This is a genomic window from Pedobacter sp. ASV28 (assembly GCF_016428855.1).
Lineage (GTDB): Bacteria > Bacteroidota > Bacteroidia > Sphingobacteriales > Sphingobacteriaceae > Pedobacter.
In genome coordinates, this window is the sequence record NZ_JAELTN010000008.1 from 17,911 (window position 1) to 42,480 (window position 24,570).

Here is a 24,570-nt window from a genome sequence, read left to right on the forward strand (position 1 = left end):
TGGATTAGAATGGTATTTGAACAGGTTTTAACGATGGCTATTAGGCATACACCGTACTTCCGTATCCGTAATTTTTAAGGTGATCTACCTTGCCGTCGTTAAGGATAACCATCAAGTTTTTAAGCTTATTGTTCTTTTCTATGTCTACTAATATATTCAAGTGTGATTTTTGCGTATAGTTGTATCGCATAATGTAAATTGTGGCATCACTATGCGCATCAAGGCTAAAGGCATCTGCTACCAATGCAATTGGAGAAGTATCTATGATAATATAATCAAACCTACTTCTTAATCGTTCAAACAACAAGGAAATCTTGGGCTTCATCATTTCATTACCCGGATCGGCCACCAAAGTACCGCAACCAATTACAAATAGGTTTGGTGCTATACCCGAGGGGTTAATAATATCATCTATAGAAATAAAATCGGAGTTAAGATAATCGGTAATACCTAAGCTTTTGTCCAAACCCATTTTTGAGATCAGATCTGGTTTACGTAAGTCAAATTCCAAGATAACCACCCTTTTATCAATGTTTGATAGTGTTGCCCCCAAGTTTATACTGGTAAATGTCTTGCCTTCTCCCTGTATAGAAGAAGTGATCAACAAAACCTGATTTCGATCCTCAAGGTCATGGTGGCGCAAATTGTTACGGATATACCTGAACAGCTCTGTGATGTTGTTCCTATACTTCCCGTTTATGGCCAATACCTCATTGCTTTTGGCATGGCAAAGTTCACCCAAAATCTTTACATTGGTTTGCAAGGCTATCTGTTCTGCACTATCTATCTTACTATTAAACATATCCTTAACATAGATATAGGAAACAGGAATAATCAAACCAAACAGGAAAGCATAAAGATAGATCAATTGTTTTTTAGGCTTTGCAGGCTCGCTATCATAATTTGCTGCATCTATTATCTTGGCATCGGGCACATTTGCAGATAAGGAAAGTGCTGTTTCTTCGCGTTTTTGAATGAGGTATTGAAAAAGGTTGGCTTTAACGGCTTGTTCCCTATCCCGCTCCTGTAAGCCTTTCTCTATAGCTGGCGAAGTCTTGATCCTTGATTCAAATTTTGACGAGTTCATCATCAGGTTATTCTTATTGATCAATAGATTATTTTTAATGCTGCTGAGATTCGCTGTTATATTCTGTCTGATCACATTAAGTTTATCTTTAGCATTGATCACCAATGGGTTATTAGGTTGATTTCCATTCAGCAAATGCTGATAGTTTTCCTGTACATCATTGTATTTATTGATCAATACCAAAAGTGATCCATCCTGCAAGCCTGCAGTTCCGGGCACAATTGGCAGTAGCTTTCCAGAGTTGTTGAGGTAAATATTAATAGCATTCAGTATGCCCAACTGTACGTTTATGGCTTCAAGCTGTTGTTTGTATTCTTCGGCCCTTTGCAGGTTAGATTGCGCATCGGCTGCGATGTTCGTTACCCTATTCAACTGTTTATATTGCTGTACATTACGCTCTACATTGCCCAAATCATTTGTCAGGTATTTAAGTCGTGTATCTATAAAATTAATGGTCGCAATGGCCATCTGATTTTTATTGGTGACGTCTTCGAGATTATATTCTTTCACCAATTGCGTTAAGATATTTACCCCACGTTCTGGTACATTATCATACAAGCTCAACTGTAAGACATTTGCGTCCTTCACCATCGTATTAATTTCCAGTTTACTGTCGCGATAACGCTTGGCCAATTCGTCAACATTGATAAACGAGAAGCTTATATTGTCTTGTTTTCCTTTAAAGGCGGCACCTTTGTTTATGGTAATGATGAAATAAGGCGTAATGATGCGATCACCAAAGTGATAGATATGGGCCAAGTCGCCTTTAAACGTGACCAGTTCAAATTTCGAATCATCTAATATATTGACCTTTACTTTTTCCAAATAGGCGCTTGGACTTATTTTATGTACATCAATGAACAGGGGCGACGATTTTCCATAAACTTCTTTATTGGTAAATTCACCCATCAGGTAACACCTGGTATGAATAGACAACTTATTGAGCACCTTTTTAAACAAGTTCACCGAACGCAGTACCTGCATCTCATTTTCTATACTTTTAGTAGTGTGAAACATATTCAAATCGCTAAAAGCACTTTCTTTTAATACCCCCTCGCCTTTCTTGTCGTCTTCCAAAAGCAGTGTTGTGCTTACCAGGTAATAAGGCGTTGTAAAATAAATGATGATTGGGGCAATCAAAAGACAAATAACAATACTTATCAGAAATAGATACCAGTATTTTAAATATTTATATAACAAATTCATTTTAATGGAATTAACTTAGTTAACATTGAACGATTATTTGACCAGTACACTTACCAGTACTGCAAGCACAGAAAATGATGCCGCTATGATAGGGATGAACCTATTGTTCTGATTAATCGTCTGTTCTTTAGATTTATCTGGTTCCACATAGATCACATCATTTTGCATGAGGTAATAATAGGGTGAGCTGAGTACCTGAACAGAATTAATATTAAGTCTTGTGATCTTCCTTACGCCATCAACCTGTCTGATCAATAAAATGTTATCCCTTTTACCATAAGCGGTCATATCGCCGGCCATGCCCAATGCTTCGAGCAGATTAATTTCATTGTTAACTACGTTAAAGGTTCCTGGCTTATTGACTTCTCCAATAACGGTTACCCTAAAATTCATAAAGCCAATGCTTACATTAGGATCTTTTGTCAGCTCTGCCAAGGCATTGGTCAATTTCGTTTTCGCCTCGTACAAGGTTAGCCCTCCAAGCTTAATTTCCTTTATTCCCGGGAAGTTGATATAGCCATTTTTATCGACACGATAACCAGGCTGTACCTGTCCTTGCCCGTTACCTTGTATATTACTATTGCTATTGAATAGGTTATTGGATTCGACACTCATTGTATTTACGGAAATAGAAAGTATATCATTGGGAATAATCCTCGTTTCCAAAGCATTAACCGTTCGATTTGACAATAAGCTATCTTGATTTTGAAAATCACTTAGATAAACCAGATTCCGCTTTGAACTGCATGAAGTAATTAACAAAGCTAGTCCTAGTAAAAGGAATTGAAATTGCCGAGTAGTAGTTTTAGATTGCATAACACTATTTGTTTAATTGTAAACGCTTGGTAAACTTAGATAATAAATCAGCCCAGTTTTTAAGCTTCCGGCAATTGTGTAGAAGAATGTATAATATTTACATTTTTATGCATAGATATATGAAAGGCTATCATACTTTCTGTGAAAAAAACAGCCAAACAGCACTATATTATGTACTAAATAATCAGAAAACAGGCATTAAAACATAGCAATTATGTGATATAAGTACGCGTATTACTACTAAAAGTCTCTGTTTTTATAACATAAATTCTGTTTTGAGGGGTATTCATAATAATATCATATATCCCCTCCCGTTACCTTCCAAACAAATAGAAAATAAACATGAAAAAAACAGAAAAACTTACTTTAGTATGCAGAGGACTTTTAACGGGACTGTTAATGACCGTAATTACGGTTGGATGTAAGAAAAGTGCAGAAGCTACGAATAGTGAAAATGCTATTTTTGAGGACAATCTCAAACCACAACTTTCCGTAGCGGCACTTACGTCTGTACCTAGCGGAAGTTATGATCTTACCAGTAGCCTTCCTTCGGGATATGTAAAAGACGGAAGTGTCGATTACACATCTTATGTTCAAACCGCCGTCTCTAAATACGGCAATGTATCCTTTCCAGGCTTTCCTATCATGATCAATGAAAAAGGGATCGTAGTTCCATCAGACCGTACATTAAACTTTTTGACAGGATCTAAACTTGTACTTAAACCAACAGCTAGCGGAAATTATAACCTCATCCGTATTGACCGTGCTTCGAATGTAACCTTGAACAACCCTGTAATTGTTGGGGATGTGGGTCGACACTTGGGCACTGCAGGAGAATGGGGAAATGGAATTGTTATCCTTTCTTCAAGTAATATTACCATAAACGATGGTACAATTACCAACTGTTGGGGAGATGGGGTTTACCTTTCTACTACCAGCAGTGCCGGCACAAATAAAAACATCAAGATCACTAATACAGTAATCCAATATAATAGAAGAGCTGGGATGTCTATTACCAGTGTAAATGGTCTTGTCTTAGAGTCTGTTATAGCTGGAAATAGCACAGGTGTATCTCCTATGTGCGGAATGAACTTTGAACCAGAAGCACCTACAGATGAGCTACAAAACATCAGCATACTTAACTGTAAAACTGAATATAATGGTGGTTATGGCATTCAGGTTGGTTATTCTAACCTATATGGTGGCAGCAATAAAACGACCAATATCACCATCCAAAATCATTATGATAAGAAATCACAGACCGCAATGAAAGCATCTGCCTATCTCACCAAAAGAAAAGGAAGTGAAACAATTACCGGAACATTGAACATTATTGCACCATACTGGAGACAGAATCCAGTTTCTCCAATATTAACTGGATTACTGGAAAATAATTTAAAACTGTTGATTTCAAAACCAGTTGTACAAGATGCCAGCGGAAAACAGTTATCCCAGACCGAAACCATAGCGTTGCTTACCTATAAAAGAAACATCAATACCGCAGCCAATTATTCGATTACTTTTTAGTAAAGACATAATAAATACCGTTCAAATATCGATAAACCTATTATTAGCGCCTTATCTATCATATAAATATGTTATTGAACCTAGAATGGCTTCTAAATTTTTGATTTTCCTATTTTTAATTTAAGGCAATGATCTCCTGTCTACCATATGGTAGGCAGGGATCATTAATTATAATCCATGCCCATCTATTAAAATAACAAGGTTTATCCAATGGAATAGGATTCCCAAAAGTCTATTTCATTTATTATTGATTATCTTCAATAAAAAGTAATACTAATTTCCTATCAAATACGAAATTACCGATAGCCCTTTCAGAGGCTTCTTATTTTTGTGTGAAATAACTGTGCAAATTGCACAGTTATTTCACACAAAAATAAATCCATATAATTTATCAAAAAATTAGCCTACTATTGTAATGGAGCTTTTCCTGTAATCGGACTGGCATAGCCCAATCTCTACCATGTCTATATAACCTATACGCTCCTCTAGCTCCACCATAAAAGTCACTTCAAATCTCCCAATATCATCTTATGGATTTATTTAATACAAAATCGATCTTAAGGGAACGTCGTACCTTATGGATAGACTACGACAAAGGTATCAGTATACTTTTAGTTGGTTATGGCCATAGCTTTGCCATACTACAGGGCCATGGATTAAATTTTGAGGCCTATCCCCTTTTCAATTACATTGGTGTCTTTTTATATGGTTTCAGAATGCCTCTCTTCTTTATTATCTCTGGTCTGCTTATTGGCAAGAGCCTACATAAAAAAGGATTAAGCGGCTACATCTCCAGTAGGGCAAACAATATATTACATCCCCTAATCATCTGGGGATTTATTGAAGTGAGCATTAAAATACTCACCAAAGGCTCCGGTACAGAAAATGGTTCCTATTTAATGGATTACCTAAATCTACTGATCGATCCTCGTAAAACAGGGATATTTTGGTATCTCAATGCTCTTTTTTGCATTGGCGTTATCTACTCCTTTGTAAAGTCTGTGTTTAAGATCAGTGCTTCCAAGCAAATTTTATGCGGGTTTGTACTTTATTCTATATCTGCCTATATACACCTGAATGATATTAATGGTGGCTTTTTCACCGACATCTTTCAATACTATATATTCTTTGCCATAGGTGATTTCATTTCACGCGTCATACTTTCAGATAAAAGTGCAGGTTGGTTAACTTCTGCTTGGGTTTTCTTTCCATTGCTATTCATCTTTATAATTACACAATATTATTTTACCCAAATCAACCTACAACCAAATTCAACGGGAATGACCTTTGTAGAACGAAAACTACCTTTTCTCTTCCTCATTGAAGCACTTATTGGTTGTGCCCTTTCCATGAGCGTTTCTTTTCTTTTACAGAAATATAAACTATTTACCTTTTTAAGGGTTGTAGGTTTTCATTCACTTTTTATTTATTGTATGCAGATCATTGTGATGAATTTTATCCGAATTTCAGCGTCAACCTTATTAAAAATCGATAATATTCCCTTGCTATTTTTAATTACTTGGTCATTGGGTACCATTATTCCGATGTTGATCTACAATTTATCGATGAGGTTAAATTTATGGTGGTTATATACATTTAACAAAACGGCAAAGGTGGAAGATAAAAGGTAACCATTAATTCTAACCAGCCTGAAAAACGATAAAACTCAAATATTTGATCCCAAAGAAAAAATCGCCCTGCTAATCATATCAATTTACCATATAGATCATAGCTACATTTCGGTTATTTACAAGGAACTCACATCCAAACAAAAAACTTCATTTCTTGTTTAATGTATTGATTTCCAAACGCAAGTGCTTAAACAAATATAAAATTAAGCATAAGCAATGCCAAGCTTAATATATCAATTAAGCAATTCCCTTTTAGAAGATGCTGTTTTTCAAAATTTCTAATCTAAAAAACTACAAAAAATGAATTTAATCGAAATGTTAAAGAATGAGATCAGTGGTTCGGCCATCTCATCTTTAAGCCAAAAAGTTGGCGTAAGCGAAGATCAGGTAAAAACTGGTCTATCTGCTGGTATACCTGCTATTTTAGCGGGTATTGTGAAAAATGGAATTGGAGCAGGTTCGGGTTTTCTGGACAAGATACTGCCAAGTTATGGTGCCGATAGTAAACCAGAAGATGTATTAAGCCATGGCGACGACTCTCTATTAGAAAAAGGAAAATCAATGTTGGGCAATTTATTTGGCAACGACAGTGGTGCCATAACCAATGCGGTTTCCTCTGCCAGTGGATTAAGTACAGGCAAAGCTACCGATCTACTGGCTATGGCTGTTCCCCTTATTACAGGTTCTATTTCAAAGTTGATGGCCAATAAGGGTTGGAGTACCTCCGATCTGTTAGGGAAAATTTCAGAGAGCAAGACTGACATTGCTGCTGCATTACCACATGGTTTAGGCAATTTCCTGGACACCGAACATGTCAATGTTCCTGATTTAAATATGAGTACCCCAAAGGTAGAAATACCTAAGGTTAAAGTACCTCCTATAACATATAGTTCAAGTCAAGAAACTAAATCGGGAGGAGGTTTTTTGAAGTGGTTAATAGGGTTACTTATCATTATAATAGGCGCTTGGTGGTTAATGAGCAGGTCTGGCTGTAATCACAAATCTGCCATAACAGCTAAAGTCGATTCGATGAGCCACACCATGGACTCTGCGGCCCATACCGTTAAAGAGGCCGCAGCAACAACAACTGCCGTTATTGCTGGTAAATTAAACGAAGCTGGAGATTTTGTAAGAGATCTGGGCGCTACAATGAAGAAAAAATTACCTGATGGCACAGAGATTACTATTGCTGAAAACTCTGTAGAAAACCGTCTCATCTCATTTATTGAAGACAAAAACAAAATGGTTGATAAAACCACTTGGTTCACCTTTGATCGTTTATACTTCGAAACCGGAAAAAATACCTTAAAGTTCGAATCTCAACAACAGTTGAAAAATATAGCCGCCATTTTAAAAGCTTATCCGAATGTGCACTTAAAACTGGGAGGTTATACTGACAATACTGGAGATGCTGCCATAAACAAGAAATTATCGAATGAGCGTGCAAGTACTGCCATGAAAGAGCTCATAAAATTGGGTGTAGATTCTAAACGGTTAGAAGCTGAAGGTTATGGCGCAGATTTTCCAATAGCGAGCAATGATACTGCCGAGGGCAGGGCACAAAATCGTCGAATAGATATACGCGTAACTCAAAAATAAAGCTAACATTTTAAATATAAAGAAGGTGTACATAAAATCTTAGCATTATCTCCTCAAAAACAGAGATCGCTAAAAGTAGTAAATATCATTAAATTCAACATAAACGCTATTTTAAGATACTCAATAGGGATAAGACATGAGCTTTGTACACCTTCTTATTTTACAATAGTAAAATGACTAGTTATTAATACATAAATGCCTACTTAATATAAGCAACTGTTTTTTTACCGTTGCATAAATGCCCATAGCTACCTTATATAGGCCAAGTCCTGTCGAATCATCTTTTGGGTTGGATAAAATTACAATACTGATGCGCTGAAGCGGATACATAACACAAAAACTACGAAATCCATTTTATTACGCCATCTGTCCTAATATATTGATCCCAATTCCAGTTCTTGCCAATGGCCCATTGGAACCCATAAGCTTCCTTATCAACATCACCAATAATGAGCCGGTGTATTAACCTAACTTCAGGGCTCTTCTCCATATTTTGGTAATACAGGTATTTTAGCATATCTCTTACCGAGGAACCCAATCCACCTGCTCCCGGTAAAGTCATTGGCATAGGGTTAATAGCCTCTTTATAGGTGCCATACCCTTTTAATAAGATGCTGGCACTATTTGCACCATATTCCACCTTGGTTTGTGTCATACCGAAAGGTATAGTAATATATTTACTGACGAGCTCTTCATAAGATTTATGGTAAATCTTCTCCAAGATAAACCCCAATAATTGATAACCTACATTTGAATATACATACCTAAATGAGCGGAGCGAATCCAACTTAATTCCATTCAAAAATTTAAGGAACACCTCATCGCTGACGGGAAAGCTCAACTGCTCTCCCATACTGCTTGGAAATTGTGCCGTATGTACCAATAAATAACCAATTTTTACGGGGTCTCCATTTGGATATTGAAGATTAGGAAAATTCCCTGGCAGAAATTTTCTGATATCATCGTTTAGAGCAATCCTCCCCTCAGTTATGGCATGCGCCACAAGCAGCCCTGTAAATGTTTTGGTGATCGAACCGATCTTATAAATGGATTTATCGCTAGGTGATATGCCAGATCCAGGAGCAGTTTCTCCATAGTTATATTTAAAAGATTTCCCATTAAGATCAACCCCAATGGAAATCCCCACCCTTTTCCCATCTTTCATGTAAGTTGCCATAAGTTGAAGAACTACTGTATCAAGAGTCTATTTCATAGCGTTATCACTTTTCTGCGCCAGGACATAATAGCCTGTCAACAGCATTAAGAGAAGTAGAACTATTTTTTCATCTATTTTTCAAGTCAAACACCAATATACGAAATATTTCGTACAAAATATCAACCCAGACCATTTTACAATTCCATTTTGTTTTTCATAAACTTTTCGACTTAAGAACATTTTTTTGAAAAAAAATACGACAAATTGCTTTCTTATTTGTTGTGTTACAATCGAATACAAAAAACTATCTAAATACAAAAAATATGAAAAAACTACTTTCACTACTGACCATCTTGAGCTTATGTATAAGCTTAAGTATGGCACAAAAAACTCCGGCTGCAACAAAAGGTCAAAAAGCAAAAAAAGAAACCAAGGCGACAAAAACTACCAAGAAAGCTGCCGATAAACAAAGTGCGACAAGCAATAAGCCCAAAAAAGAAACGAAACCCAAAATTGCTGCCAAGAAAGACGCTACAGTTAAAGAAGTAACAACAAGCGGTACGGCAGGTCAAAAATTAAAAAAGGATGGCACGCCAGATAAGCGCTATACGGCTACTGCACCTACTATAAAAGAGACCAAAGCATCAGCTAAAAAAAATGCTACAGTCAAAGAAGCAGCAGCAAGCAGTGCAACAGGTCAAAAGCTTAAAAAAGATGGTACGCCAGATAAGCGTTATACGGCTACTGCACCTGCCGTAAAAGAAACCAAGACCAATACGGTTCAAACAGCAGCTGCCTCACCAGCCAAAGCCTATAAACCAACAGTAGACAGAAGCATGAAAGGCCCCAATGGCGAACAAATATTAACCGGCCCACGCGGAGGAAGATATTATATTAATAAGAATGGTAATAAAACTTATGTACAAAATTAATTCCATTTCTTTAACTAAAAGAGCCTGGTTTATACAGGCTCTTTTAGTTAAAATCGATTTTAAAAAATATTAGAAAATATTAGAAGTCAAATTCTATCTAATCACTAACCTTCGACCATTATAGGTTGAACAATTATTTACCAGTTGATTTTGTTCGTATCTGTAAGAGCCAATTAATCAGAAAGAGGTAAGCTAAAGTAAAATGTTGAACCCACGCCTATTTCACTCTCTACCCATACCTTTCCATTATGCCGCTGAATGATTTCAGCAGATAAATAAAGGCCAAGGCCAAAACCTGAAATGGTTTGATTACGTACACTTTCTATCCTGTAATATCGATCAAATAGCTTTTTTTGATCTTCTGGCTTAATTCCCGCTCCCTGATCCTTTACACTTATCTGTGCTGTGCCATTTAGTTCTTTGCAGGACACTTCAATATTTCCACCTTTAAGAGAATATTTTATCGCATTGCTCAAAAAGTTATTAATAACCTGTCCGATCTTATCTCGATCTGCCTTAATGGTTAATACCGAACAGTGTTTTAATACAATCTTATGGCTTTTGGTGATCAATGCCATTTCTTCCACTATTTCATCCAATAAAGTATCCATCCGGAAAACTTGCGGGTTTAAATAGATTTTTCCTGCTTCAAAGCTTGATACATTAAGAAAGCCATTAATCAAGCCATTCATTTTCTTTACTTGAATATGCGCCTTATCGAGGCTCGTGATATTAAATTCGTCCTTTTCTTTTTTTGCTCTTGAGGATAATATCTGTATATGTGCCTGAAGTAAGGTAAGAGGAGTTCGAAGCTCATGGCTCACCATGGCAATAAAATCGTTCTTCCGAATTTCATCTTGTTTGTGTATGGTAATATCAAGCAAAACTCCAGTAAAATAAGCTGGTTTATTTTCGTGGTCATAAGAAAGATCCCCGACACCTCTTACCCAGCGTTGTTTACCATCATGAAAGCCCACCAATGGATATTCCATATCAAATTTTATTCCATTGGTGATGTTGAGTTCAACAGCGTTTGCTACTAAAGTTTGATATTCGTTATCAATTTGCGCAATAGCTGTCTCGTACGTCATTTGCTCATCTGGATAAAAACCAAATATTTGCCTAAGCCGTTGAGACGGGACAAATTCACGGGTTTTGAGTTCTATAGACCACATTCCCATTTCGGCCGAATCAATAGCAATACCAAGCATTTTATTGCTGATATTTAATTCCTGCTGTATTTTTTTTAGTTCTGTGATGTCATTAAATGTAATAATGGCCCCTGTATTTTTATGATCCGATTGCTGCACGTAGGGCATAGTCATGATCTGGTACCATTTACCATTATTCGTTTCAATTTCTTTGGTGATCACGCATCCTTCAACCAGTACTTTTTTAATATCATCAATAATGGTTTCAAATTTGATATTGGTAGAAATATTGCTCAGCGGTCTTCCAATATCTGTTTCCAACAAGTTGATCTGCTTGGTGGTACCTGGCGAAAATTTCATTAGCCGCAATTCGTTATCAATAAACAATTGCCCATTGATATTACTCCTGAAATAGTTATTCAGATCATCATTAATTTCGAGCAGTTCTTTGTTTTTTAGTTGGTAATCTGAATTAATGGTATGAAGTTCTTCATTTACAGATTGCATTTCCTCGTTGGTACTCTGCATTTCTTCATTCGAAGAAATCAGCTCTTCATTAAAGGATTGTAGATTTTCATTAGAGGCATCCAACTCTTCATTAGAAACGTGAAGTTTATTTTTGAGTTCTTTTAATTCCTCTTCCAAATTAACAACATATTGATCCAGGTATATTTTTTCATCAAATACGGTATCGCTCTGTACTGAGTTATTGGATTTATCTTCACTAAAGGTAACCATTAGCAAATTCTCTTCACCTTTTAACATAAAAACGCTTACAGAAAGATTTACCTTAACTATCATTTGCCCCTGTTTAATTTTTATGCCATTTAAGGTAACCTGTTCATTTCCTTTTAGCGCTTTTTTGCTTAATGTATTAAAAGCCACTGCAAGTGGCTTAGGTAAGAGTTGTGAAAGGTTTGAACTGAAATGTTTATGGAGTAAATATTTTGTACTGTCGCCATAGGATTTTATAACTTGGTTATTTTCATCAATACAAACTGCAAAGTAATCCAATTCTTCAGCTAGGCTTTCATGCATGGCCTCGGCCAATGTATGGTTCGTATTTTTAGATGCACCTTCCTGCAAAAAGTGGGAGGGTTTACGTTTAGTATCCAAAAATTCCGGCATTGAAAATGCATCGAAGCTTACGGCACGTTTTGTTTCCAGGTTCTTATAAATCTTCCATTTTTTATGTACTACCTCCAAATTTTTAATTATCGGCATTGGATTTTCACTAGAACCTAAAAATAAATAGCCGTCCTTTTTAAGTCCGAAGAGCATCATGCCAAATATTTTTTTTTGCAAAAAAGGTGTCATATAGATCAATAGATTACGGCAACTGATCAAATGCATATTACAATAGGGTGGATTCTTCACTAAGTCATGCTGAGAAAAGATCAGCATCTTGCGTATAACTGGTTTTATTTGGTAATTATCCCCTTCTTTTAGGAAATACTTTTCAAGTAAGTTGGCAGGTACATTTTTTGAAATGCTTTTATTATAAACCGCCTTGCCAGCATGTACTAAAGCAGCACTATCAATATCAGTAGCAAAAATTTTCACTATGGTATCCGCCAATCTACCAGTTAATTGCTCGGCTATCAGCATAGCTATGGAATAGGCTTCTTCACCTGTAGCACAACCAGCTACCCATATTTTCAGTTCTTCGCCCAGCTTGAGTTTTTTTAATATATCGGGCAGCACTTTTTTTTGAATAAAATTGAAGGCTTCCTTGTCCCTGAAAAATGAAGTAACACTGATCAGAAATTCTTTGCTTAGACTCTCTACCTCTTTCGGAGTAACTTTCAGAAATTCAAGATAATTCCCTAAGGTTGTAAAATTTCCATAAGAGGCCCTTCTTTTAGTCCTTCTTAATATTGTAGGCAATTTATAGTCAGTAAAATCAAGTGGCGAGTTTTCTTTGATCAGTTCCATAATTACCGCTAGGTTCTCTTCATCATTTGCCTGATCAACAGTTAAAGTTCCTTCGTTTTTTACATAATCTTCTATGATATCCGGCATGCCCTTGGGTTCTAGGACAAAATCCACTAAACCTGTAGCAATAGCATGGGAAGGCATGCTGCCAAACTCCGAAGTTTCAGGATTGCGTGCCATTATCATTCCACCTGCCTTTTTAATGGCCTTAATACCTTCTGTGCCATCTGAACCTAGACCAGATAGAACAACGCCAATTGCCTTTTTACCATAATCTTGTGCTAGTGAATTAAAAAAGGTATTGATCGTCAAATGGGGACTTTTAATTTTTTCTTTATCCGTTAAATATAATATATTGCCCCGTATGGTCATGAATTTATCACTTGGAATAAGATACACCTGGTTACATTGAACATTCATCCCGTCTTCGGCTTGTTCAACAACAAGTTTACTGTGTTTAGCCAGTAATTCCACCATCCTGCTTTTAAAATCTGAAGATAAATGTTGAACAATCACATAAGAAACTCCATCTAAAGGTGTATGGTCAAAAAAAGAATTGATCTCTTCCATACCGCCTGCAGAGGCGCCTATTGCAATGATATGGTGTGGTTTAATTATTGACATTGATTTATAAGGGGTAAAATTCAATCAAAAATAAAACGCTTAGGAAAGAAGATAGGAAGCTAGTACGGTTTAATTTATCTTAACGGCATGAGTTGAAATCATAATCCATATTTGCTTTTATTGGTCGAGTAGGTATTTTTTTTAAAGGTACTCATAATAAACGAACAATATCTATTTGATGAAGGGTTAAAAGCAATTACAATTACCCACTTTTCGAAAGAGTCAAAAAAGCATGATAAAATGGGACCAGAAAAATGCATTGATAGACTAACAGACTACCCTTAATAGCACTAAAGTTTAGTTATACTTAGATCTAAATTTACGTCACTTTAAGCATTCTTGATTTAGGGCAAGGGTTTCGCAGTAGAATCGTACTTGTTTGTCATTTAGGCAATAATTGAACGCAATGGAACTACAACAGAAAAAGTAAATACATTTTAAACTGTTTTGATATTATTTATTGTTCTGCACCACCGGTTCAACTTCAACCAGTGTCGAGTAATCAAGAGCCGAATGTCTCCGTTTTCAATTTTAGAGATCTTTATGCTTAGTAACACCTTACCCCAAACAAAGCAGCAGGCACATTTTCTGAAGGATGTTCTAATGTTATCGTCAAGTATTCCGTGCTAATGGCTTTGTCCAAAACAATGGTGTTGAGGGTTTGGTAATTGGCTGTCTTTTCAAAAACAACATTGCCCAAATCATCTTTAATGGTATAATTACGTACACAGAAAGGCATCACGTCTTCTGGGTGTCCCATTAAAACACTTTCCATCGGATGGTCGTAATCGGTATCAAAAAACAGTTCTATCTTTTGAATGGTTTGTGCTTCATCCCATGCTATCCTAAGGCTTGGCGCTTTGTCTTCTTGTGCTGCCACCCATGCATTTGGCTCGTTAACAGGTCTGTAAACCCCACTTTTGACGTTTTCTTTCCCAAATTTGTTTAAGGATGGATTCAGTTTAAAAGCTACGTTATGTCCTTCTGGTCTACGTTGAGGGCACCAAAATTCAAATTCATCTACACCAATGTCTTCCGTTGGAACTTGCTTACCAAAATTAGACACCGCTTTATTTACCGAGTTAAATACAGAAATCACCCCTGTAACGCGTTGTTGAGTAAGATGTAGTTTTACTTTAGGATTTTTATGGAAAACGATAAATGCATACGCCGTTTCGGTAAGCTCAGCAGAAAAATCTACGTGCAAACAATTGCGACCAGGCTGTATCGCCAAGGTTTGTTTTTCAAGGATCACATCAGGTGTATAATTTGCCGATTTTCCACTGATTCGAAGTTCAACTTCTAGTGCCGTAGCTTCGTCAGCTTCTGCATGAAAAATGACTTGAGGCACTTTACCTTCGTTTAAAGGAAGCATTTGTGCAGTAGAAATTTCTAAGCTTTTCAGTAATTCTGAAGGCAATTCCGCTAACACATATTCACTTGAAACCGATAATTTCGCTGTTTGTACCAAATCTTGTTGATCGTTTAGCGCATAGCCAGGAATATGCTGACCACTTTTCAGCAATTCATCTTGCAAATGACCAATTAAGTTTTGGTGAATGATCTCCGCTGGATTTAAGTCCTTCTCTTTAGCCACAAAAGCAGCCATACCCACCGCTTGACCCACGTGTGCCGCGGTTGCCATTACCCTTGTAGAGGCAAATGCTACGTGTGTAGCACTAATAATGCGTCCTGTAAGGAAAAGGTTTTTGATGTTTTTACTATATAAACAACGGTAAGGAATTTGGTAAATCCCTTTACTGTGCCATTGGTTACAACCAGGTTTTTCACTGAATACACCATCTGCTGGGTGAAGGTCTATGGACCATCCGCCAAATGCAACGGCATCATGATGAGTATTTTGTTCGATGATATCTTGTTGGCGCAGCATGTAATCACCCTCAAAACGGCGACTTTCTCTTTTACCAGGAATGGTCCCTACCCATTCCAAGGTCATGGTTTCTGCTTCTGGGAAATTGCCCGAATTTTTAATGTAATTCCAAGCGCCATAAACTACTTTCCAAAGCTCCATTTTAATCTTTTCGGTATCATGCACGGTATCCAATCTTCCACCATATTCTAACCACCATAATTTACAACCGTACTCTTTGGTATTAAAGTTTCTAAAGCGTGGAATTTCTTTGGTGATGTCTTGCAAGGCAAAATTGGGTACCGTAAATTTTACAGGTTTGCCTGTGTCTTTGGTATAGAAATACAAACTATGGCCAAGCAATTCGCCATACTCTTTGGATGGTGCAAATTTTTCACCAAACTCTTCCGTACTTTCGGCACCCATCCTAAAAGCAGCACCTGCTAAAAAGCCAACAATTCCATCGCCAGAGGCATCACAAAACAAAGGAGCATGGATATGATATTCGGTAGAATTCTGACTACAAAAAGCTTTTACTGATGAAATTTTTTCTGGGTCAGATTTATGTACTTCGTGAACTGCGGTGTTTAGCAAAAGCGTGATATTAGGCTCGGCCAATATTTTATCCAATAAAATGGTATCAAATATTAAGGCATTTCCTTCTTTATTTTTATAGGTATTTTCTACCAAAATTTCGTCGATAACGCCGCCTTCTCTACTCCAACGGTTATTGTTGCCCATGTGAGAGGTTGCCCCCAAAATCCATAAACGAACTTCGCTGGATGAGTTACCGCCTAAAACGGGTCTATCTTGTACTAAAACTACTTTTACACCTTTACGTGCAGCAGTAATGGCAGTACAAACCCCTGCCAGTCCACCGCCAATAACTGCAAAATCTGTAGTTAATTGATTAGATTTTAAATTACGGGAATGTGTTGCCTCTGATATGATCATATTAAAATACTCGGTTATCTTGATTATTATAAATTTTGGTATGGTTTGGTTTGGTCTGTAAATATATTAATAAATCTTATAAATTTCCATCCAACTGAAAATTATCCGAAGAAATTGTGGCTAATTACTGGTGCCGTTTACCGTTACAGACAGGTTCTTATTTACCCCATTCAGTGTCAATTGTAAGTTGAGCACCACTTGCTGGCCATAAGAGATTTTTTTCAAAGACCACTCATAGGGATAGGCCACTCGTTGCAGGGTAGCCGAATCAATATTACTGCTCAAATTAGCTGCTGCATTTTCCAATGGCGGGGTATCCAAATAGGCGTAAATGGAATCCCAACCAAACGGTGACCTTATCCTGAACACATAAAAAGTACCCCAGTTACTATCTACAATAGTGGTATACATTCCTTGTGGCAACTTGGGCGCCTTTATTTCCTTAAACGGTGTGCTTAACGGAAATGAAAGCGCCGAAACACTTTTTGCACCTAAAGTAAGCTGTGTCGTGCGACCATTCATCACCTTAGTAGTTGGTGTACAATTATCATTAGCGTAAAGTTCACTTGATGAATTAGATGCAACTTTTACGCTATCTGTAAGGGTTAAACTGACCGCAGTGGGGTTTGGAGATTCGTTTAATGCGATGACCCAAAATTTGTTTTCGGAAATGGCCGTGAGGTAATTCACTTCGGGATTATCTACCTGAACCAAATCTTTCTTCAGTAATAAAGTTGCTTCTTTATCTGTATACACTTTACCCTTTCCTCCCCCAAAAATCCGATTGTTGAACCAAACGAATCCTTCTTGCCTGCTGTATGGAAAATTGATATTTCCCTGAGAACGTTGCATGGCTTCGGTCACTAAAAAATCAACCGAAAAAGCCAATTGAGAAGGAATATGATGGTAATAAATAGAGGTCACATCAGGTCCTACATACGGATAATCTGCCTTTAAAGGGACATCGGTAAAACCTCTTGCATAATAACCTGGATAGTTGGCAAAACGGCCAATAATAGAGTTACGTGCGTAGGTTTGAAAAATATCTCGATTATTGTATTGGAATATACGCAACAAGTTGGGTGCCCAGTTAGACATGTAAACGTGCAGAATTTGAGCTTTGGGGAAGAAAAGCGTCACAGGTTGTTCGAAGCCTAAACCTACAGGAGAAACAAGGTCTTGAGCCACTTGCTTTTCCTGCACATCGCCAGCTACACGAGGATAGCCCAAACGATATTGCTGCGCACCTTTCCACCAAATGGTGGTGGTTCCACTGTAGTTATTACCTGGGTGAATGGTTTGCTGATTTGCGGCTACTTTAGGATAGGACCTGATGCCCGCAATGGTATAAAAGGCCGATTTCTCTGCCGCCGTTAAATAGCGGCTGTATTTTGTGAGCTCATAAATATCCATCAAATCCCACCAGTTAGGGTAAAATGAGGTATTATAAAAACCGTTTTCATCTAGGGCAGTGGTCTTGGTAGCATAGACGTCGTTGGTGAGAAACAAATCAGCACCCCGAATGGCATCACTTAACCATGATGCACTTTGGGTCATTCGGTAAGCCGCCAATTTTTCCGTCCAACTATTGGTGGTGGTTCGCAGTTCTCCATTGGGCAATGCCAAGTCCACCAACCAAGGGTTAGCTCCTTTGGTCAGTTTATCCAAACCTTCAAAATAGGCCACGTTAAACTCCTTACTGTATGGACTTAATTTGAGCGAGCTTTCGGTAGGCGTGTACAAAGTTCCAAGCTTGTTAGACCACCTGTAGCCACGTCGTGAGAGAGTATATTCGATAGCGGGGAGGGCTCTTTTAAGGTACATATCTTCATCTTGTCCAAGTACTGCCGCCGAAAGCAACGCTAAGGGAGAAGTATTAACCACTACTGGCGCTATGACAGGGTTTTGTTCAATGTCGTAAAATCCTTTCATGGTGGTATCCCAACCTGATGCATTGTCGTTTTTAATCAGGTCTACCATATTTAAGGCTGCATTGGTTAAGGATGTGGTGCCTTGTTTGCGATAATCTTTAACCTCGTAAACTTTATTGGACAGGTATTCTAAAGCACCATCCCAAGTACTTGGCAAAGCTCCTATCATAAATTCGCGAGTGATGGACTGACCTGAGTTCAGCTTTGAATCGGCAAAACCTAAAATGGGTCCGAAAGCTAAGGGTTGTACCTGGTTACTCTCATTTTTCAGCGAAAATCCCATTGGAGAAGTTTCGCCTGTGGCCCATTCTAACGGAAAGTTTGATAATGCACCTGCCACAAAATAACTGTACGGCGTATTGTTCACTGTAGTTTCAACAATACTTACGGGTTGTGGCGTGAGCGCACTTGGAACCATCAACGGTTGGTCGGGCAAACGCTGGTATTGAAACATGGGTGGCAACTGCACATTTTTTACAGCATTTGCGGCAATTGGCTGTAAAGCCGCCACGGCAAAACTGTAATAGCCTGTTGCGGTTGCCTGGTAATTAAGCGTTAAACTCAAGTGATTGGTTCCTGCTGCTAATTTCCATGTTCCTGTTAGGGTATATCCACTATCCGTAGCATATGTAACGTGTATTTCCTCGTCCGATATTTTGGTAACTGCAGTAGCCCTGCACAATAGCAGTTCGCCAGCACTAAACGGATTTTTACCGTTGGCTTGGTCAAATACCGAAAAGGTTTGCCCCATGCTTTGAAACGTACTCATTCCTGCAGCATTTTCCCAAGCGGGATTAACCCCAATAAAGTTGACATCAGGCGTAGCTTCATGTAGCAAAAAAATCCTGTTGGATTCCACTCCTGTATTCACGGCAGTCCATTGGCCACCATTATACAAACTGGTGGTACTGACGATACGAGGTGAATTAGTGGCCGCATCTAGTACCGTAACAAACTGCAATTTTAAATGACCGTTGTTCATTTCGGCATTGGTTGTTGCGGAACTGGTTATGGGTAGATACGGCGCTGCCACTAAAGCTGAGGGCGGAATTGATTCCAGTTTTTTAGGACTTATTTTAAAACCCTGCAATGCGGCTAAACTTTGCAGGTTAGGGTTAAAAGAGGTAACGGTAGTTAATAACAAGGCATCGCAACGTCCAAAATAACCTCTGGTGTCCTTGATGCGTAAAAGCGTTTCACCAGTATCAAGTGTAGCGGTGCCCACCTTTTCCCAGTAATAGCCATCTTGTCCGTGTATGCCAGATTCCTGGCTCATGGCCACCTCATTCACGTAAATTAAAAATCGTCGTGTACCAGGTCTATTATCGGGATAATCCCGAGAACGGGTCCATATATCGTAGGTGCCAGCGGTTTTAACGCTAATGGAGGTATAGGCATTGGCGTTTGGTGTAGTGGTTTGCCCCACACTTAAAATGGCACCGCCCGAAACGCCAATTTCATTACCGCTCACCCACCTGTCGGGAAACTGAAACTCTTCGGCTTCTACCAAAAGGGTATTGGTAGTGGTTTGTGCTTTAATTTGAATCAGACAGCTGATGAAAAAAAGAAAGCCTGTGAACAATACTTTAGGTTGTTTCATACCTCAAACATTATTGTTTAATAAATTTTGTACTTATCTCTCCTTGTCTAGTGCTTATGGCAGCAATATAGGTCCCCTGAATAAGGTTAACCCGTGGTTTTATCTTGGTAAAGCCTACATCTACCTTGAGCAGTTCTGTGCCTATTACTTTTCCGCTCATATCAATGATCCTTAAGGTGGTTAAACCGGCTTCGGGCATGTTAATGAGCATTTCCAGCACTTTATCATTGGGATAGATGGCTTGGATAGTCGTTGCAGCTGTATTGGTGAATTGCATGAAACGAACATCGGATAAACTGAACTGTCCATTAGTGTCTACCGATTTTAAGCGATAATAGTTTAACCCTTTGAACGGATTGGCATCTACATATCTATAATGAATGGTTTTATCGGAATAACCATTGGCTAAAACCTTCCCAATTTCCTTAAATTGTCCATCGTCCTGCGCCCGTTGTATTTCAAAATAAGCACTTTCTTTTTCTGAAGATGAAGACCAGTTAAGCGTGGTAGTAAGGTTGCTTTTTTGCACTGAAAATGCCTGCAATGAAATAGGCAGCACCTCATCTGGAGGAATGGGAGTAAACGAATAACATACTCCCCTGAAAACCGTATTTGTGGCAGCGGTTGCTAAAACTATTGGTGTGGCCGAAAATGTTCCATTTAATCCACTGTTATCTGTAATGCTCACCAACTCTCCACCGCCTGCGTCGCCTGTACCACTTTTACGAGTAGCATACATCATCACACTACCATTACTTGCATTGCCTGTTATTCCCACATATTGGTCATTAGCCACGCCTATTTTTCCATTGCTTACCCACGTTCCATTAACCAGGGAGTATTTAAAAACTCCAGCGGTATTATCAGCCACATACAGCACATCTGGCCCAGGTACGGTATTGCATACATCAGCCAAAAAAAACTGGCAAGGGCTACCTGTTGCGGGATAACCAGGTAAATTGGCCACTGCCTGCCCTGTAATAGGCAACACGCCTGGTCCAACGGTAGCAATTCTGGTATCGCCACTGGTAGAAGACATGTACAATTGTCCATCGAAAACATTGATGGCACGTCCCGTCACGGTGGTTAATGCTGTAGAGGTGGTAGCCCCTAATGGTGCGTAGCGAACTCCCGTTGTTCCACCCGTCATCCAAATACCGTTATTTCCATCAAATACGGCGCAACGGGCATTTACGGCCGAAAAGGCATCGGTAACACTGGTAGCAGTATTGATGGTATTGTTGGCGTAAATAATACCCGCAGTTCTGTTGATAGTACTGCTTACGGAAGTACCGATAGAAGCTGTTCCAAGAGCAGCATCATAACCAAATAAACAAACGGATTGCCCATCGGGAGACAGTACCGGATAACCTTCATAAGCATATTTGCCAGATAGGGTTAGCTTTTTATTGCTCCCTGAATTGACAATAGGCATGGCAATGGTCCTGATTAAAGTTCCAGAGGTATTGTACTCATCCAGATAAACAGGTGTTGCAGCAGTGGTAAGCGAGGCACTTCCATCACCGATTCTTACCACAAAAATGTTTCTGTTGGATAAATTTTGAGCATGCAGCTCCAGTACTGTGCAGCAGATGAGCAGCAGTAAATAGCCATATCGTTTCATACCACAGTTTTGGTTAGTTTAACTTATTGTATTAGCAACAGTCATTTGATACCACTGAAATCAACTTAGCAGCAGTTCTTTTTATAGAAATGGAAAAGGATGGTATTTGAATACCATCCTTCCCTATTTATTTCGCAATTTTTGTTTTGGTGATTTCATTACCAATTTTAGAAGCAACGATATATATGCCTGTGCTAGCGGTAAATGGCACTTCAACGGTATTCCATCCGCTGGTTAAGGTTGCGGTTACTTTTGCCAAGGCATTTCCTGAAATATTGTAGACCTTAATTTCGGAAGTTGAGTTTGTCGAAGCAAATACGGAAACCTGTAGGCTATTATCTTTCACCTGAACTTTTAAGTCGTTTTTCTGAAGGCTCGATTTTACTGGAATTGGGCCATAGTCTGTAAAACGATTATCAAAATCTACCTGACGTAATTTATAATAAACCGTACCCGATAATGGTGATAAATCAGTAAACGAATAATTTAATGTTTCGTTGGCCGTTCCCGCTCCTCTAACACTGCCCAGTTTGATGAAGTGCTGTCCATCGGCAGATCTGTAAATTTCGTAATGTGAATTATTCTGTTCGGAAGCCGTTGACCAGTTTAAGCGAACACTATTGCCGGCTTCTTTGCCTGTAAACGAAATGAGAGATACCGGATTTGTGGTTACCGTTGGAGATAAGGATAAACCACGAAATACCGTGTTAGTTGCTGCAGTAGCAATATCTGTAGCTGTAGCAGTCATTGCAACGTTGTAACCAGTTGCATCCGTAATTTTAAATATTTTATTGGCTGAGGCGGCAAATCTTACGCCATAGAGCGTAACCTCATTTCCAGAAATCACTCCGGTTAAACCTGTATATTGCCCAGCAATCACATTATTCAACACCCAATTGCCACCGACCAACGAATATTTAGCGATTCCATCTGTATTCGCCGAATTGGCAATGTATAAAACATCATATCCCGCTATCGTAGGATCAACATCAGCAAAGAAAAACTCTCGTCCTGATGGTGCCGTGGTTGGCATACCGGGCAATCCAGTAACAGTCTGACCAGCGGTTACCGGTAAGCCTGTACCAACGGTAACTATCGGACCAGATGATCCTGATATTTGTGAGGCATATAGCTGATTATTAAAAATCCGCATAGATCTTCCTGTACGTCCAGCTATGGATGTTGCCGTAGTAGCACCAACTGTAGTATAATAAATGTTTGCAGTTCCCCCTGATATCCATAAATTGTTTCCGTCTGCTACTGCTGAGGAAATCAATTGTACGTTAAAAATATCTAGTGCAGTGCTTGTATTTACATTACCAGTTCCATCTATTACACCTACCACCCTGTTGTAGGTTGCACTAGCCGAGGTTGCTATCGTAGCCGTACCGGCAGGCGCATCATAGCCCGTTAAGGTGAGCTTTTTTCCGTCTTGTGAAAGCGATAAAAGTCCTTCAGATGAAGAAACACTTGCGGTATTTCCATCTAATGTTAGTCTTCGGTTAGCACCGACCACTGTCGTAGGTAAAGCAATACTTCGAATCAATGTCCCACTGGTGGAGTATTCATCAATAAATACAGCCGTAGCACTTGTTCCCAAGGCTGCTGACCCATCGCCAACCCGCAATACAGATAAACTGCCCGCCGTGAATGCAGTTTGTGAAAAAGATGTATAGGCTGTTACAGCAAACAAACAACTTAATAGTAGTTTTCTTTTCATTATAGTTTGGTTTATTAATCAATAAATGGTTAAGGTTTTTGAGGCGATAATGAAAGTCCACGGAAGACCATATTGGCTCCAGTTTTGGCAAGAACTGAACGGGTTAATGCAGCAATAGATCCATTGTGACCTGTATTGTCTGTAATTTTAAATAGCTCCGATGAAGTAGCACCATACTTAACTCCGTAAACGGTTACTTCGTTACCAGATACGGTAGCGGTAAGACCAGTGTATTGTCCTTTTACGGTACCATTTGAAACCCAAGAACCATCTACGAGAGAATATTTAGTGATGCCGTCAGTAATTCCAGTATTTGCGATATATAGCACATCATAACCAGGGATATTTGGATTAATATCTGCAAAGAAAAATTCTCTGCCAGTTGGGCTACTTCCGTTAATGGTGAGACCAGGAACTGCAACTGCTGTTTGAGGAGCTGTGGTTGGCAAACCTATTCCAATAGTCACTAAAGGACCTACCAAACCAGAGGATTGAGCAGCATATAGTTGGTTTTTAAAGATGCGAATAGACCTTCCAGAACGTGCAATGATGGAGGTCGCATTGGTTGAACCGATTGTAGTCGTATAAATATTAGCGTTTCCACCAGCAATCCACACGTTATTTCCATCGGTTACTGCCGAACTGATATAAACTTTAGTATAAATATTTAAGGAGGTGGAGGTATTTACATTACCTGCCCCATCTATCACGCCAATAACTCTGTTAGCTTGATCACTTTCTGAAGCAACTACTGCATCTGTACCCACAGCAGCATCGTAACCTGCTAGGGAAAGTTTTTTAGCATCTTGAGAAAGCGACAAAAGTCCTTCGAAGGAAGAAACGCCAGGCGTATTGCCATCTAAGGTTAGTCGTTTGTTTTTTCCAGCCGATGCGGTTGGTAAAGCGATACTTCTGATCAGCTTTCCGCTGGTTGAATACTCATCAATAAATACTGGAAGAGCTGCTGTTCCTAAGGTTGTTGTTCCATCTCCAACCCTTAACACCGACAAACTGCCTGGCGTAAATGCGGTTTGAGAAAAAGCAGTACGTACAACGATTGCAAATAAACAGGTTAGTAAAAGTTTTCTATTCATATCCATTTTTTTAAGCATACGGGTTGGTTAAGAAGCAGCTGACACTGTGATGAATGAAGCAAACTTATTTCAAGTGGCACATTCGATAACTAGCCTATGCAAAACCCGTAAGT

13 protein-coding genes are annotated in these 24,570 nt (G+C 38.7%); 4 read left to right on the top strand and 9 right to left on the bottom strand.

From position 1 onward, the window contains the following. Window positions 1-40 precede the first annotated feature (40 nt). Both JHD79_RS04355 and JHD79_RS04360 read right to left on the bottom strand, forming a co-directional pair. Complete coding sequence (locus tag JHD79_RS04355) at window positions 41-2,293, bottom strand: polysaccharide biosynthesis tyrosine autokinase (protein WP_199117983.1); 2,253 nt, start codon at window positions 2,291-2,293, stop codon at window positions 41-43. A 33-nt stretch (window positions 2,294-2,326) separates the two neighbouring features. Beyond that, complete coding sequence (locus JHD79_RS04360) at window positions 2,327-2,983, bottom strand: polysaccharide biosynthesis/export family protein (RefSeq protein WP_233164560.1); 657 nt, start codon at window positions 2,981-2,983, stop codon at window positions 2,327-2,329. Window positions 2,984-3,451: 468 nt separating this feature from the next. Between JHD79_RS04360 and JHD79_RS04365 the strand changes: the two genes are divergently transcribed. The 3 genes from JHD79_RS04365 (at window position 3,452) to JHD79_RS04375 (ending at window position 7,866) form a co-directional block, all read left to right on the top strand. Further along, window positions 3,452-4,636: a right-handed parallel beta-helix repeat-containing protein gene (locus JHD79_RS04365; protein ID WP_199117985.1), complete on the top strand. Its 1,185-nt coding sequence runs from the start codon at window positions 3,452-3,454 to the stop codon at window positions 4,634-4,636. Window positions 4,637-5,166: 530 nt separating this feature from the next. Next, window positions 5,167-6,267, top strand: coding sequence for an acyltransferase family protein (locus tag JHD79_RS04370; RefSeq protein WP_199117986.1), 1,101 nt, complete (start codon window positions 5,167-5,169; stop codon window positions 6,265-6,267). Between the two features lie 300 nt (window positions 6,268-6,567). Further along, window positions 6,568-7,866, top strand: coding sequence for an OmpA family protein (locus tag JHD79_RS04375; RefSeq protein WP_199117987.1), 1,299 nt, complete (start codon window positions 6,568-6,570; stop codon window positions 7,864-7,866). Between the two features lie 340 nt (window positions 7,867-8,206). On the opposite strand, the gene JHD79_RS04380 is transcribed toward JHD79_RS04375, so the two are convergent. Continuing rightward, window positions 8,207-9,043 (bottom strand): serine hydrolase, encoded by an 837-nt coding sequence (locus JHD79_RS04380; RefSeq protein ID WP_199117988.1) that lies wholly within the window; start codon window positions 9,041-9,043, stop codon window positions 8,207-8,209. 302 nt (window positions 9,044-9,345) lie between these two features. Between JHD79_RS04380 and JHD79_RS04385 the strand changes: the two genes are divergently transcribed. After that, window positions 9,346-9,954, top strand: coding sequence for a hypothetical protein (locus JHD79_RS04385; protein ID WP_199117989.1), 609 nt, complete (start codon window positions 9,346-9,348; stop codon window positions 9,952-9,954). A gap of 173 nt (window positions 9,955-10,127) precedes the next feature. Here the strand turns inward: JHD79_RS04385 and JHD79_RS04390 are convergent, their stop codons facing one another. The 6 genes from JHD79_RS04390 to JHD79_RS04415 all read right to left on the bottom strand — a co-directional run bounded on the left by JHD79_RS04390 (window position 10,128) and on the right by JHD79_RS04415 (window position 24,457). Beyond that, window positions 10,128-13,664, bottom strand: coding sequence for a chemotaxis protein CheB (locus tag JHD79_RS04390; RefSeq protein ID WP_199117990.1), 3,537 nt, complete (start codon window positions 13,662-13,664; stop codon window positions 10,128-10,130). A gap of 547 nt (window positions 13,665-14,211) precedes the next feature. After that, window positions 14,212-16,488, bottom strand: a complete 2,277-nt coding sequence (locus JHD79_RS04395; protein ID WP_199117991.1) for an FAD-dependent oxidoreductase — start codon at window positions 16,486-16,488, stop codon at window positions 14,212-14,214. 120 nt (window positions 16,489-16,608) lie between these two features. Beyond that, a complete protein-coding gene (locus tag JHD79_RS04400) occupies window positions 16,609-20,019 on the bottom strand; it encodes a hypothetical protein (protein ID WP_199117992.1) in 3,411 nt (1,136 codons plus the stop codon). Window positions 20,020-20,029: 10 nt separating this feature from the next. Continuing rightward, window positions 20,030-21,643, bottom strand: coding sequence for a T9SS type A sorting domain-containing protein (locus JHD79_RS04405; RefSeq protein ID WP_199117993.1), 1,614 nt, complete (start codon window positions 21,641-21,643; stop codon window positions 20,030-20,032). A gap of 127 nt (window positions 21,644-21,770) precedes the next feature. Then, window positions 21,771-23,363: a T9SS type A sorting domain-containing protein gene (locus JHD79_RS04410; protein WP_199117994.1), complete on the bottom strand. Its 1,593-nt coding sequence runs from the start codon at window positions 23,361-23,363 to the stop codon at window positions 21,771-21,773. Window positions 23,364-23,392: 29 nt separating this feature from the next. Then, a complete protein-coding gene (locus tag JHD79_RS04415) occupies window positions 23,393-24,457 on the bottom strand; it encodes a hypothetical protein (protein WP_199117995.1) in 1,065 nt (354 codons plus the stop codon). Window positions 24,458-24,570: the final 113 nt, after the last annotated feature.